This is a genomic window from Candidatus Phytoplasma luffae (assembly GCF_018024475.1).
In the GTDB taxonomy this organism is placed as follows: Bacteria; Bacillota_I; Bacilli_A; order Acholeplasmatales; family Acholeplasmataceae; genus Phytoplasma; species Phytoplasma luffae.
In genome coordinates this window covers 404,044-417,875 of record NZ_CP054393.1, presented here as the reverse complement: position 1 = coordinate 417,875, position 13,832 = coordinate 404,044, and the positions used below count along the sequence as shown (strand labels likewise).

Genomic DNA, 13,832 nt, shown 5'->3' with positions numbered 1-13,832 from the left:
TATTTTATGTATTTTTATATTAAAGGGAAAATAACAGTTATCGAAAGAAATTATATTGTATTAGAGAATAATGATATTGGTTATCATATTTATTTCGCTAATCCTTATGTTTTTCAACTAGAACAAGAAATTAAATTATTCACTTATTTTTATGTGAAAGAAAATATTAAAAGTTTATATGGTTTTATTGAACTTCGATTTTTATATTTCTTTCAAAAATTAATTTCTGTCCCTGGGATAGGACCTAAAAGCGCTATCAGTTTTACAAATCCTATTTTATTTGAAGAAATTCAAAAAGCTATTTCAGCAAATAATGCTGTTTATTTAACTAAATTTCCAGGAATAGGAACTAAGACAGCTAAACAAATTGTTTTGCATTTACAAAATAATAATATTTCGGGAGAAGAAAAAATTGTATTAACTACGAAGCAAAAAAATGTAAAAGAAGCATTAATAAATTTAGGTTTTAAAAATACAGAAATAAATAAAGTTTTTTCAAAACTGGATTTTGAAAAAAAAATAGAAATTGTTCTCAAAGAAGCTTTATTATTAATTAAATAAAATTTATTGTTCAAATAAGGAAAATCAAAAAAATGTCAGATTCAAAAAAAGTAAATAATATTGAAAAAAATATAAATGAAAACGTAGAAAATGAAAAATTTTTGAGACCTCAAAGATTGAATGAATACTTTGGCCAAGAACAAATTAAAAAAATTTTGTTTGTTCATTTGAAAGCTTCTCAAAATAGAAAAGAATCGATGGATCATCTTTTACTTTATGGACCGCCTGGGTTAGGAAAAACTACTTTAGCTAGGATTATCGCTAACGAATTAGGAGTGAATTTTCAAATAACCAGCGGCGCTAATATCGAAAGAATAGGAGATTTGGTCGCTTTGTTAACTAATCTCCAATCAGGAGATATTCTATTTATAGATGAAATTCATAGTTTGCCTAAGAATGTAGAAGAGATTTTGTATGCAGCTATGGAAGATTATGTATTAGATTTTATTATTGGCAAAAATGAAGAAAAAAGAACTATTAGAATCGATTTACCTCCTTTTTCTTTAATAGGGGCAACGACTAAATTTGGAAAAATATCTTTTCCTTTAAGAGATCGTTTTGGTTTGATTTTAAAATTAGATTTTTATAATATAGAAGAATTAAAATTAATTTTGAATAGAACATCAAATATTAGTGGTAATAAAATAGAAAATAAAGCTTTAGAATCTTTGGCTAGAAGAAGCCGAGGCACTCCAAGAATAGCTAACCGTTTATTTCGGAGAGTGAGAGATTTTGCTGAAGTGTATTCTCCTAATAAAGTAATTACTGAACAAATTACCTTGCAAACTTTGGATAAATTACAAATAGATGAACATGGTTTAAATGATACAGATTTTCAATATTTATATAATTTAGTTCATAAATTCGATGGTGGACCGGTAGGTATCAAAAATTTAGCTGTTACGATCGGAGAAGAAGTTTTAACGATTGAAGAAGTATTAGAACCTTATTTAATTAAAAAAGGTTATTTAAAAAGAACTTCTCGCGGAAGAATCGCTACTGAAGCTGCTTTTGAACTCTTGAAAGAAAATAAATCTAAAATTTGTTTTGAATAATTTATATTTTTTTAAATATTGCTTTTTATATTTTCTTTACAACTTTTTTATATTTTGTAAAAACTTTTTTAAAATTTTGAAATAGTTTTTTATAATTTTTGATAAAAAAATATTTTTTTTATGATATCTTTAAACGATATATTGAGATAAAAATTATTTTTTATTTATAAATGATGCAAATATAAAAAAAAGGAAATAAAAAATGCATTTTAATAAAAAGAAGATATCTATATATTTATGTATTTTTTTATTTATAATATTTTTTTTAATTTTTATCGCAAAAGAAATAAGCCCAATTAATATTTGTTGCAATCATAATAATAAAGAAGAAGAAAAAGAAGATACTCCGTATTTAAAAGGAGATTCTTTTATAAATGAATATAATAAAAATTTAAAACAAAATCTATCAAAAATAAATTCTTTTGATTTTATTAAAAAATTAGCTGTTTTAGGATTAAAAAACTTTATTAAAGGTTGGAAAAAAACACAAATAGAGTCATATTGTAATATTTTTATTGCAGATCCAGAATTATTTATGGTTGAAGTGTTGAAAGGCAAATTAAAAACAGCGAGCACACCATTAATTTATGGCACTATTGATTTTATAAGCGAACAAATTAAAAAAAATATCTCTTTAACAATTCATCGTATAAAAGATTCTTCAAAAAATGATTTGTCTGTAAAAACTAGAGAAAATTTATTACCTTCAAAGATAGATCAAATTGTAATGATTGAATTTTTTAATAAAGATGATATTCATTTTTTTATTAAAGATTATAATGATACTCAAGGAGATGGTTATTGTTTTTTTCATGCTTTAGATGAATCCTTAAAACAACAAATACCTAAATGGCGAGACAAAATAATACTGGATGATGTTACAAGTGTTTTGAATTAAATTATTTATATTTTTAATATTTTTTATAATAATTATTTTTTTTATTATAGGGGGTATTTATATATCGTCAGTTTTAATTCATTATAAATCAAAAAAGAAATTCGGTGGTTGTTATTTTAGGATTTACATTCATTATTTATAAAGAAGAATTAGATAAAAACGGAAAACAAAAAGTAGATTTTAACAAAACTAGTAAAAAAAATCGTTGGAATTTTCTTTGGCTTTTTATGATTTCAGAAGCTTTACTTGTGTTATGGCTCGGAATGAAGAGAGTTATTAATTTAAAACTCATTCCTCAAGATTATATTAAAATCTTCAAGTTTATTTATAATATTGTTTTCTTTTTATTTTCGATTTATTTATTTTTGCTTTGGTGCAGTTTCACATTGATTTTTTATAATGATTTTTAGACTTCGCCAATTTCAGGGGAAATGGACAGATTTTTATTAAATTTCATTTTCTCTCGAAAACCTCAAAAAAAAGAAAATAAAAAAAGAGATAAAACATAAGGAAAAAGAAAATAAATAATCACAAATGAATTAATTCTAACTGAATAAAGTTATTTTTTTGCAAAATTAAATATCTAATGAATAATTAAGATTGACTTTCAAGTTGATCTTTTTTTTATTATTACTTCTCCACAACTTCTCATTCATCATTTGAAGTGCACGGTTACTACAAATTAACTTTATCAATTTCAAATTCAAATAAAAATTTTCCAAAAGGTAAAGGTAATACTAATCCAGTATGAGGTGTTGCGTTATAACAACCTAGTTTAATTAGTTTTGGTTCTTTAATGATGTTGTTTTTGATTAAATAATTATTAATTGCTTCTTCTTTGTTTTGGTCAGCAAACATTTCAATTATTATTAATTCTATATTTACATTTTCTTCTTGAGGTTTTTGTTTTGCGTCCCAAAAGACAAAGGCTTCTTCGATGGCTATTCCGTAATCAAGGAGTTCTTCTAAGGTGAATTCATCATCTTCATAAGGATATTTGATATTAAAAGGGTTATGTCTTGGTTTGAAATAAGCCCCAATTAAACCTGAAGGAGGGTTTTTGAGTTTAGCGTAGAAGAAAGTGTAATCATAAGGATTGTAGGAAGGCTCTTGAAGGAAATAGATAGAAGCTTCGATATTAAAATATTTTAAGATATCAGGAATGCTTTCTTTGGATAAAACAGGAATGTCATATCTTTTCATTTTGGGTTGGGTGGCTAACCATTCTTGTTGAAGGGTTTGGTAGTCAGATAGTTTTATTTTTGATTTAGATTGATGATGAAAATAAGGATGAGCGGAGATAGAAGGACAACAAATTAAAAATAATAATAAATAAATAATGATGAAATATTTAGATAAAGGGAATTTTGATTGATTTTGACATAATTGGGAACCTCCTAATTCTTTTTTTAATGTTTTTTTGTCTGACAAATGGTAAAAAGGGATAAAAAAAAGACCCTTTATAGGGTCTTTAATTAATTGAAATTGTTTTTTATTTTTCTTTTAGGGTTTATTAATCACATTTTCTTTTAATTTTGCATGGTTTTTATCAAAATAATAAATGATAACAAGCACAATGTAAAGTAACAGTATACCCATAATCATGGATAAAATCATTTTTCCATACATTTTTATAATTTGATAATATTTTTTTTATTTAAAAATCAATTTTGTTCTGGTTTTTTATTTAAATCAATTGTTTTTAATCTTTTATTTTTTGTTTTTTGTTTATTCGGAGAACATATCCATTCTTCTATTTCGCGTACAGAAGCATTTTTTAAATGAGGAATTGTTTGTCTTATATAACAAATATTTTCTTTTGTTCTTTTTGATAATTGAAAAAAATCATTTACTTCTTTTTCGCTAGGTTCATGATTTATAATTGTTTTACCTTTGTTGTTGTTTTCCATCGCCATAACTTGATTATTACTTGTGATAAATAATAATCCTAAACAACTAATTAAAAAAAATGGTAAAAGATGTAATTTATTTTTTATTAACATTATATATTACTCCTTATTTTTATTTATTCCTCGGCCGAGGTGATGTCGTAGAGTTCGTTTAATCGAGAAAGCACTAAATCTATATATTTTTCTTCGTCTGTTTTATATTTTTCTTGTAATATTCTTTTATTCTTTTCTTCATCAGTTAACATATCTTGTTGTAATTTGTAGAAAACTTTTAAGTTTAAAATTACAGTATTGATGTTGTCGATTTTACCAACTATTTTTATTACTTCATCTTCCAGTTTTTCAATTTTAGCTTGTAATCTAATTTTATCATCGGGAGAAGCTAAATTTTGTTCTTCTTGGTTTTGTTTAATTTCTTTTTCTTTGTCTTCTTTTTGTTTTTCTAAAGTTTTTTTTGATTGTTCTAAATATGTTATTTTAGTAGTAGTAAGATTTGTTTCAGATTGGTATTTATCGAATTTATTTTGGGATTCATCAATTAAAGCTTTTTGTACATTTAAATTACCTAAAGACAATCTCCACATTTTGTTAATTAAAGTAATGATTTCTTTTTCTCGCTCTGATAAATCAGTTGGTAATGATAAATAATTAGTAAGGGGTTCTGCGAAAATATAAGATTTGATTTGGTTAAAACGTTTTTGAGTGGTTTTAATTTTCGGTTGGGGGTGTTTTTTTTCTTCGGGTTCTAATGAATCTTTTTCTGGAGTTTGTCCTAAAGAAGAAAGGTGTTTACGTGGGGTTTCATCTTGACTATTTTTGGTTAAGAATATATATGAAAAAAAAGAAATTATGATGATAGAAAAAATTAAGATAATAATAGTATTTCTTTTGTTATTATTTTTTATATTTTGATTCATGTTTATTTCCTTTCTTGATAATAGTGAGGTGTTCCAAAACTTTAGACACTTTTTAATTTAATTAAAAACAACTTTGTTAGTTTGAAAAGATATGAAATTATCTACTTAATTTTAAGTTTTAAAGAACAATTTTAAAAATATATTTATTAAATTACTATATAGTATGATTAGTATTCAAATACGAAGTGTAGTGTGCTTAGGCTGCACCAAATCCGATTAATCCCTTGATTAAACATTATCGCCATCCCTATATTTAAGTCTTTTTGATAAATTGTAGTTTGGGTTTTTGTTTTGACTATGAAAAAAAGAAGAATGAGCACTGATGGAAGGGACAAAATTGAAGATAATAATTAATAACATAATTATTAATTTTTTAGATAAAGGTAATTTTGATTGATTTTGACATAATTGGGAACCTCCTAATTTGTGGTGTTATATGCGTGTTTGTTAAATAAAAAAGACCCTTGGGAAGGGGTTTTTGAATTATATAACTTAATTTAAATAAAATTCATTTAATTTATATTGCAAATCACAATATTTTTGACTCAATTTTTTAATTTTTTGGATTATTTCTTGATGTTTGTTATTAAGTTCTTCTGCTGTTGTGTTTTGATATGTTTTACTTAAATATTTTATAGCTACTTGATTTCGTTCATATGAATAATGCCATATTTTTTCGTTTATATACTTTAAAACATTAATATCAGCAAGTCTTTGATAAAGATTTAGAATCGTTTGATCTAAAATTTTTAATTGTTGTTTTAAATTAATAGTGTTTAAATCAAGTTTATTGCAATGTGAAATTTTCTTAGATATTTTTTGTTTTTTTAACAAAAGTTCATTAATTTCATTATTTATTGAATTTTGATAATTTAAATTATTATCATTCATTGCCATAACTGGATTAATAGTGATTAAGATAAACAATCCTAAACAACTCATTAAAAAGAATGGTAAAAGATGTAATTTATTTTTTACTTGTATCATTTTAACTTATAACTCCTTTTATTTTTTATCCCTCAGTCGAGGTAATGTCATAGAGTTCGTTTAATTCAGAAATAATTGAATCTTTATCTCGTAATTCAGCAGCTTCATATCGTTCTTCTAAATCTTGTTTTAACTTTTCAGCACCAGATAACATATCTTGATAATATTCTTGGTCTGCTTCTAATTTACCAATTTGAGAATTTATATCAGATATTTTACCAACTATTTCTTCTAATTCATCTTGTAGTTTGTCGATTTCAGCTGTTAATAAATCAAAATTTTCTTTTCTTTTTTTTCTAACTTCTTCGGGTTGATTAGGTAAACATTTAAATTGTTTCCGAACTTCTTTTTTTGATTGATTTCTTTTTCTTTGTCTTCTTGATCTTGTTCTAGTTTTTGTTGTTGTGGTTTTAAAGCTTCTATTTGAGGTTGAAGAGAATTTAATTGTGCTTGGTATTCATCGCATTCAGTTTGTTTTTCATCTACCCATGTTTTTTGTTCGTTTAAGGAATTCAATGATAATTGCCAACTATTTTTTAGTTTATTGATTTGGGTTTTTTCTCGCTCTGATAAATCAGATGGTAATTTAGAAGTGTCAGTAGGTTCGCCAAAGAGATAAGTTTTAATTTGGTCTAAACGAACAGCAGTTGTTTTAATTTTCGGTTGGGGTGTTTCTTCCGTAGAACGTTTTATTTTTGAAGGGATTTGTTGGGGTTTGTTCTCTAAAGGAGATAAATAATTTTTTTCGTTTTGATAATCATTAAATTCTTGATAAAAACCAATTATAATCGCTATTCCAAAAAGAGATGTGATAATAATAGTTACTAAATGTTTTTGAAAAAAATTATTATTCATAAATTTCATTTCCTTTCTGATAATAGTGATTATTATCAAATATTGAAATATGAATATATCACTATTATATAATTTTATGAATAAAATGTTTAAGGAAAATTATTTTTTATTTGGTATCATAACCATTTCAGGGATTTTACCAACTCGTCTAGCTTGAAGGCGTTGTTGGGCGCGGGCATAGTTGTGGTCTTTTTGTTTTAATTGTTCTTTTAAATCATTCACGTCTTCTTTTTTAGTTTCTAATTCTTCTTCTAATCTATCTTGTTTTATTTCTAACTTATAAATATCTTTTATGTCTTTTTGTTTATCTTTTAATTCTTTGATGATGGTTTTATATTCATCGATGACTGATTGTTCTTTTTGGGCTATTCCGCGAACTATTGATCTAGAATATTCTAATTCTTGTTCTAAATTATTTTCATTTTGACGAAGTTTATAATCAGCTAGCTTTTTTTCGTAATCTTTGTAGTCAGCGTCGAGTTTGGCTAAATCACGGTTGATGTCTTGAGTATACATATCTAAAGCTTCTTTGGTAATCATTGGTGGATGTTCTTTGTTTTCTTGCGCGACTTCATTATATAAATGCCACAAACGGTGGCCTTCGTGAAGAGTTAAAGTTACGGCTCCCATTTTTTGTGCGTATTTTCGAGTTACAGATACGGTTTTATTTAATGTTTTGATTCCATATTTAGCGGGAATTAAGTCAGTTACTTTATCAAAAGCTTTAAAACACCATTTAGCTATGTTTCCAGCTGATGCTTCATGTTCTTTTTCATAGGTTTGCATGCGGTTATACATTTCACTATATTTTCTTTTTAGGGATTCATATAAATCTTTTTCTAAATCGATTTTATCTAGTTTTTTCTTGACTGCATCAATTTCTTTTTGGATTTCGGCATGACGTTCTTCAACTGATTGGATTTGATTATATAATCTTTTTTCTCCTTCAGTTAAATCTTTTAATCGTTCTTCTAAAATTCTTTTGTAGTTTTCAGCACCAGATAACATATCTTGGTAGTATTTTTGGTTACTTTCTAAATTTTTGATTTGAAGTTTAACTTCGCTGATTTCTTCAATTATTTTTTGTTCTTCATCTTGGAGTTTTTCAATTTGTGCTCTTAATCTAATTTTATCATCAGGAGAAGCTAATTTTTCTTCTTCTTGTTTTTGTTTAATTTCTTTTTCTTTGGCATCTTTATCTTTTTCTAACTGAGTTAGCTTGCCTTTTAAGATAGTGATGTTACCTGTTGTGTTTTTTAATTGTTCTTTTATTTCTTTAATTTTTGTTTCATTTTGTTCTAACAATTCATGGATTTGTTCTTTTTGTTTTTGGGAGGATTCTTGGGCATTGTAAAGTTCTTTTAATTCATCTTCACATTTTTTTAATTCACTTTCCCAATTAGTTTTTAATCCTTTGTAATTATTTATTGTATTTTCGTATTTATCGATGGCTTTGTCGATTTTATTGACTAATTGCCCTGCATATTTAGATGATGGTTCTGTTTTATGAAAGAAACATAAATAAATGAAACTTAAAATACCAATTATAATTAAAAAATAAGTTAAATAGCCTTTCCATGATGTTGTTGATTGTTGAGTGGGTGAAAGTTTTCTTTTAAAGAAAACAAATAGACTAAAGATGGTAGTGGCTATTAAAAACCAGGTGAAATAAGATTTAAATGATAAAAATCCTTTGATTAAGTCAAATGGTGTTAACATATATTATTCATCTCCTTTTTGGTTTTTTTCTATTTGGTCTAATATATTTATATTAGGAGAAATTATCATTTTATATGCTTGTTTTAAATCTTCTTTGTTGATTTCATTTCTTCTAGTTTCACCTTGACCTCTGTTTTTCGCAAAGATTGTTACTGTTGTTTTTAAGAGGTTTTCCAAAGTACGATTGGCTTGTTTGAATTGATGGTTTGGCGGTAATATTTCTAAAGCTTCGTTAATGACTTCATATAAGTATTGTTTGGCTTCTTCACTATAAGGGTTTTTACGTTTGTTGATTAAAAATTCTAGGAATTGTTTTCTTTCTTCTTTGTTGCCTGGTTTGACTTCGATATTGTAAGTGAATCTTGATTTGATGGCATCATCGATTTGGTTAATGTGGTTTGTAGCTCCAATGATGAAAATAGGTTTTTCAGGGTTGTTTTTAAAAGATGTCAATTCAGTTTTGAATTGATTCACAACATTGGCAATTTCTGAATCAGTTTCTAAAGTGCTTAAATCAGTAAAGATAGTTTCGCATTCATCTAAAAAGATGATTGCGCCATTGTTTTGGGCTGCTTCTTCGCGAGCTGTCATAAATAAATCTTTGACTAATTGAGGGGCGATACCTTTGTATTTTTGTGAGAATAAAGAGCTGCTTACTTCAAAGAAGGGTAAATTAGTTTCTTTGGCTAAGGATCTTGCGAGAGTGGTTTTTCCTGTTCCAGGGGCTCCATACATTAAAATACCTAGAGGAGATTCGATTTCTCCAATATTTTGGTAGTTTTCTTTGTTGTTGAGATAATCAATAAATCCATCTAATGCTTGTTTTTCTTCTTTGAAACCGATTAGTTGGTTGAATCCTGGGAATTTATTGTTGTTAGAAGGTTTAAATAATAATTCTTCTTGGTTATCGTTCGGGATTATTGTTTTTTCTTGTAATTCTGATGAAGAAAAAGTTTGAATTTTTTCTGGTGATGAATTATTTTTAGTTATTTGGTCTTCTAAATATTTTTTAGTTTCTTGGTTAGTTTTGTTTTGGGTTTCTAATCTTTTATGATGATTTAGGATTTGGGTTTGATTTTCGATTAAAGCTTGATGGTGGATCCAAACTTGAATTCCTAAAAATAAAATGATAGATGTTATAATGATTATTATTAAATTAGTTGGATTTAAATTTTTATTTTGATTTTTTTTAATATTCATTTTCATATTAATACCTTTCTGAAAAATAAAAAAAGACTAATACAAATTTTGTTTAGTCTTTTAATATTTTATTTTGCTAATTGAGCAATTTTGTTTTCGATAGTTTGATTTCCGCCTTCGAAAGATTTACCTTGGGAATCGACTAATTCGTAATCACAAATTAATTCTAATTGAGGGTTTTTGGAATTGATGATTTCTTTTTGTTCGATGCTAATTTGAATTTTAATAATTCCAATACCTTTGTCGTTTAATATCATTTGGGGACGTTTTGTGTCGTCATAATCATTGTTATTAACTTTGAGGCTTATGTTTAAATATTTTTCTGGGTTGTTAAAGGATTGGTTAGTGTTATATTGGGTTGATAATTTTAAATATAAGGGTATTGAAATATCTATTCCATTTGAGTTAAGGATTGCTTCGTGTTCGATAGTAATTAAGTGATTGTATTTTTTTTGGCTTAAGTTAGGAATTGAAATCGGCAAAAGTATTTGATTTTCGTTGTTGCCACCCGTTCGTTCAACAGTGAAAATAGGAAAATCATTTATTAAATTTATTTTTTCTTTTCTTTGTTTGTTAAAGTAATCGTTTAAAGCATAAATTGAGATAATTGAGAAAAATAGAACAATTACAAATGTTATGATAATTAATATTTTATTTTTATTTTGTGTTTTCATTATTTGTTTCCTCCTGAAAAAATTGTTTTAATTAAATCAATAAAATTATTGATTCCTGTTGTTAACCAAGGGATTTGGTTTTGGTAATAAATAACGTTGACATGTAAAATAAAATATAAAATGATAGTTAAATAAGTAATTATTTTTAATAAATTTAGTTTATTGATATTAGGAGTTGGGGGTGAAATGTGATGATTGAGTTTTTTTGTTTCTGGGATTGATATTTTTTGATTTGGGTTTTGGGTTTTGGTTAATTTTTTATTTGGTTTTTTAGTGATAATTATTTTTTTTGACATGTTTTTTCTCCTTTGTATTAATTATTTATTTCTTTGTTACTTTCTAAATTGTTTTTTTCTTAATAATTATTTTTGGTTTTTTTGGATTTTCATTTTTAGTTTCCTTTCTTTTTTTTATATTTTAAATTTACTTAATTTTTTTAAATAAGTTGTCTGTTGTAATTCTTGTTTATTGAGTTTTAATAATTCTAAATACTTTTTGCCGTCTGCAATCATTTGGTTAATAAAATTATTATCTTGATAAACCCTAACAACATGATAATTAGTGTCATTAAAATAAACAAAGAAATAAGCGAATTTAGATTGAGAACAATATAATTGACATTGAACTTGCGCCCAGTAATTAGAAGGGATTTTTTTATGTGAAAAGAAACCATTCCAAGTAGAGGAGATGTTGTTATTTTCATCTACATAAGGACATTTAATTTCTAATAAAGTGTTGGTTTGTTTGTTATAACCGTCAAGACTTGCAGAAAACATATCTAAAGTATCATCAGTAAAGATGGTATCAGGGAATTTTAGATTAGTTATTTTTTCAAAAAAAGTTCTCGCTAGGGGTTCGGTTTTGTTGCCGTGTTCGGTGAATTTATTGCTTGTAAATGTTGTTCCAAATATTTTGTCATGTATTAATTGTTCTAAACTTCTAAATTTGTCATTTCCTGTAATACTTCCTATTTCAGAGGCATTGATATATTTTTTGCGATGATTATACCACTCAGAAGTTCGTTGGTTTAAATTATTAATTTTCATTTAATTATTTTCACTTTCTAAATTATTTTTTTCTTTTGAATTGTTATTTGGGTTTGGAATAATTGAAGATGATTTATTGGGTTTGTTATCTTTTTTAGTTTCATCTGTTTTATTAATTTCTGGTAATGGAAAAAAATTAAAAAAGATTTTTTTGATAATAAACATTAAAGCAGTTGCGAATAGGGCGCCAACGATAAATCCAATGGCGAAATTAAGTTCATTCATTTTCATTTTCCTTTCCGTGAGGTTTGTTGTTGTTTTTTAATTTTAGTATTTTTTTTCTTGCTTTTTTCTCTTGCCAATGAGCAACTTTTACTTTTTGCACTTCTAATTGGGATTGGAGTTTTTCTTGGTTTTCATTTATTTTATCTAGTTTTTTTAATAACTGTTTTTCTAAATATTCTTGTTTGGCGTTTTGGATTTCTAAATTTTGGAGTTTTTTGTTGGGGAAAAAGAGGCCTAAAATCAAATCTTTGACGAAAATCAAAATATTTGCAATTAATTTAAAAATAGGTTTGAAACCAGAGACAATAAGAATAGTGAAAATCGTTGTTTGGATTCCGTCTATTCTTCGTTCAAGGATTTCGGTAGTGCTAAATCCTTTAGAGTAATTTAAGATAAAATTGCTAATTGTTGCAAATAATGAAAAAATAAACATAATTTATTCTCCTTATTTTAATTTAAGGTTTTTGACTTCATCTTTAATAGTTTTAGAAAGTTTAAAATTTACCACAGTTTTTGTAGGGATTTTGAGTTTTTTACCTGTTTGGGGGTTTCTTCCCACGCGGGCTTTTCTTGATTTTAAGATGAATTTGCCAATTGAAGGTGATAATACCACTTCTTCGTTGGATGTGATTGCTTTGATTAAAGCATTTTCGAACGAGTTGTAAAAATCTTGGGTTTGAGTAACCGAAGTTTTATGCATTACTGCGATAGTTTTGATTAATTCTTTTTTTGTCATTTTAGTGACTCCTTTTTAATTTTGGGTTGGGGGGTTATTATCTAAAAAGATAACATTGTTTAAAATAACTTTAGTATTGGTTTTGTTTTGGTTTTCGTTATTAGTGTATTTTTGAATAGATAATGTTCCTTCTATATATATTTTTGAACCTTTGTGTAAATATTTACTCATGTTTTCTGCTTGATTACGAAAGGCAACACAGTGGATGAATTGAACTTTATCTTTATTGTTGATAGCTAAGTTGAAATCAATTTTTGTGATTTGTTCATTATTAATATGAATGTATTGTGATTCTAGGGCGTTAGTGATGCGGCCGATTAATTGAACTTTATTTAACATTTTTTTATTTCTCCATTGGTTTTTTAGGTTTTAATTTTAGAATAGCTATTTTTTTGATGTTGATTATTGTTTGAAGTTTTAAATTTATTTTTAGCGCGATCTCTTGGTTGGTATGAGGTCGTTGATAAGTTTCGTTGATGTTGTCTAAAGTGATACCAAAACTTAAACAAATAATATTAAATCCTGTTTTACTTAATTTCTTTTTTAGTTTTTTTAACAAACATTCGTGATTTGTTTGTTTTAACCATAATTGATGAGGATTGGGGTTGCTGATTTTATAAGGTTGATATTTTTCTTCTTGAAAACTAATATTGTTTGGTTTAGTAGATTTTTGTGGGATTGAAGGAGAATAACTTTTTCTTATTAGTTCATTGATTTCAGATTTAATTGTTGGTTTTGCATAGGCGATAAAGTCATAACCTAAATCTTGGTAATTACTTAGGGCTTTCGTTAATCCTAAAACTCCTTCTTGATATAAATCTTGTTTTTGGAGCAATTTAGGATAATATTTAAATTTACCAACAATTTTATTTATTAATGGCAAATGAAGATCAATTAATTGATCTCTTATTTCTAAATTCTTTTTATTTTTTAAAAAATCTTTAAATAATTTTTTTCTTAACATTTAATCCCTTTCTAAAAACGTTTTTAGAAAAGATATGAAAATTAATTTTATTCTTAGAGAATAAAAAAAGACTAACTTAATAGTT

The 13,832-nt window shown here is 25.8% G+C and carries 20 protein-coding genes; 4 read left to right on the top strand and 16 right to left on the bottom strand.

The window, feature by feature from the left end; all coding sequences use genetic code 11:
- The first annotated feature begins 6 nt into the window (after positions 1-6).
- The 4 genes from ruvA to LFWB_RS02120 all read left to right on the top strand — a co-directional run bounded on the left by ruvA (position 7) and on the right by LFWB_RS02120 (position 2,924).
- Positions 7-561, top strand: coding sequence for a Holliday junction branch migration protein RuvA (ruvA, locus tag LFWB_RS02135; protein WP_210954496.1), 555 nt, complete (start codon positions 7-9; stop codon positions 559-561).
- 32 nt (positions 562-593) lie between these two features.
- Positions 594-1,616 (top strand): Holliday junction branch migration DNA helicase RuvB, encoded by a 1,023-nt coding sequence (ruvB, locus tag LFWB_RS02130; RefSeq protein WP_210954495.1) that lies wholly within the window; start codon positions 594-596, stop codon positions 1,614-1,616.
- Positions 1,617-1,818: 202 nt separating this feature from the next.
- The gene (locus tag LFWB_RS02125) at positions 1,819-2,514 is read left to right on the top strand and encodes a hypothetical protein (protein ID WP_210954494.1); all 696 of its coding nucleotides are present in this window, start codon (positions 1,819-1,821) and stop codon (positions 2,512-2,514) included.
- A gap of 104 nt (positions 2,515-2,618) precedes the next feature.
- Positions 2,619-2,924, top strand: coding sequence for a hypothetical protein (locus LFWB_RS02120; protein WP_210954493.1), 306 nt, complete (start codon positions 2,619-2,621; stop codon positions 2,922-2,924).
- 265 nt (positions 2,925-3,189) lie between these two features.
- Here the strand turns inward: LFWB_RS02120 and LFWB_RS02115 are convergent, their stop codons facing one another.
- From LFWB_RS02115 to LFWB_RS02045, 16 genes are all read right to left on the bottom strand, one after another.
- On the bottom strand, positions 3,190-3,945 hold the full coding sequence (locus tag LFWB_RS02115) for a hypothetical protein (RefSeq protein ID WP_320412072.1): 756 nt from the start codon (positions 3,943-3,945) through the stop codon (positions 3,190-3,192).
- 233 nt (positions 3,946-4,178) lie between these two features.
- A complete protein-coding gene (locus LFWB_RS02110; RefSeq protein ID WP_210954492.1) occupies positions 4,179-4,517 on the bottom strand; it encodes an SVM family protein in 339 nt (112 codons plus the stop codon).
- A 23-nt stretch (positions 4,518-4,540) separates the two neighbouring features.
- Positions 4,541-5,341, bottom strand: a complete 801-nt coding sequence (locus LFWB_RS02105; protein ID WP_210954491.1) for a hypothetical protein — start codon at positions 5,339-5,341, stop codon at positions 4,541-4,543.
- Between the two features lie 492 nt (positions 5,342-5,833).
- Positions 5,834-6,328, bottom strand: coding sequence for an SVM family protein (locus tag LFWB_RS02100; RefSeq protein WP_210954490.1), 495 nt, complete (start codon positions 6,326-6,328; stop codon positions 5,834-5,836).
- Between the two features lie 25 nt (positions 6,329-6,353).
- Positions 6,354-6,482: a hypothetical protein gene (locus LFWB_RS03925; protein ID WP_281411829.1), complete on the bottom strand. Its 129-nt coding sequence runs from the start codon at positions 6,480-6,482 to the stop codon at positions 6,354-6,356.
- A gap of 110 nt (positions 6,483-6,592) precedes the next feature.
- The gene (locus LFWB_RS02095; RefSeq protein WP_246454203.1) at positions 6,593-7,183 is read right to left on the bottom strand and encodes a hypothetical protein; all 591 of its coding nucleotides are present in this window, start codon (positions 7,181-7,183) and stop codon (positions 6,593-6,595) included.
- Between the two features lie 99 nt (positions 7,184-7,282).
- Positions 7,283-8,902: a coiled-coil domain-containing protein gene (locus LFWB_RS02090; RefSeq protein ID WP_210954489.1), complete on the bottom strand. Its 1,620-nt coding sequence runs from the start codon at positions 8,900-8,902 to the stop codon at positions 7,283-7,285.
- A gap of 3 nt (positions 8,903-8,905) precedes the next feature.
- On the bottom strand, positions 8,906-10,102 hold the full coding sequence (locus LFWB_RS02085) for an AAA family ATPase (protein WP_210954909.1): 1,197 nt from the start codon (positions 10,100-10,102) through the stop codon (positions 8,906-8,908).
- 68 nt (positions 10,103-10,170) lie between these two features.
- The gene (locus LFWB_RS02080) at positions 10,171-10,776 is read right to left on the bottom strand and encodes a hypothetical protein (RefSeq protein WP_210954488.1); all 606 of its coding nucleotides are present in this window, start codon (positions 10,774-10,776) and stop codon (positions 10,171-10,173) included.
- Positions 10,776-11,072, bottom strand: coding sequence for a hypothetical protein (locus tag LFWB_RS02075; protein WP_210954487.1), 297 nt, complete (start codon positions 11,070-11,072; stop codon positions 10,776-10,778). The genes LFWB_RS02080 and LFWB_RS02075 overlap by 1 nt, the downstream gene beginning before the upstream one ends.
- A 114-nt stretch (positions 11,073-11,186) precedes the next feature.
- Positions 11,187-11,822 (bottom strand): YqaJ viral recombinase family nuclease, encoded by a 636-nt coding sequence (locus LFWB_RS02070; protein WP_210954486.1) that lies wholly within the window; start codon positions 11,820-11,822, stop codon positions 11,187-11,189.
- Positions 11,823-12,047, bottom strand: coding sequence for a hypothetical protein (locus LFWB_RS02065; RefSeq protein WP_210954908.1), 225 nt, complete (start codon positions 12,045-12,047; stop codon positions 11,823-11,825). It abuts the gene before it with no gap.
- Complete coding sequence (locus tag LFWB_RS02060) at positions 12,040-12,480, bottom strand: hypothetical protein (protein WP_210954485.1); 441 nt, start codon at positions 12,478-12,480, stop codon at positions 12,040-12,042. The genes LFWB_RS02065 and LFWB_RS02060 overlap by 8 nt, the downstream gene beginning before the upstream one ends.
- A 12-nt stretch (positions 12,481-12,492) precedes the next feature.
- Positions 12,493-12,783 (bottom strand): HU family DNA-binding protein, encoded by a 291-nt coding sequence (locus LFWB_RS02055; RefSeq protein WP_210954484.1) that lies wholly within the window; start codon positions 12,781-12,783, stop codon positions 12,493-12,495.
- 15 nt (positions 12,784-12,798) lie between these two features.
- Entirely contained in the window at positions 12,799-13,122 is a 324-nt protein-coding gene (locus LFWB_RS02050) for a single-stranded DNA-binding protein (RefSeq protein ID WP_210954483.1), read from the bottom strand.
- 4 nt (positions 13,123-13,126) lie between these two features.
- A complete protein-coding gene (locus LFWB_RS02045; protein ID WP_210954482.1) occupies positions 13,127-13,747 on the bottom strand; it encodes a sigma-70 family RNA polymerase sigma factor in 621 nt (206 codons plus the stop codon).
- Positions 13,748-13,832 lie beyond the last annotated feature (85 nt).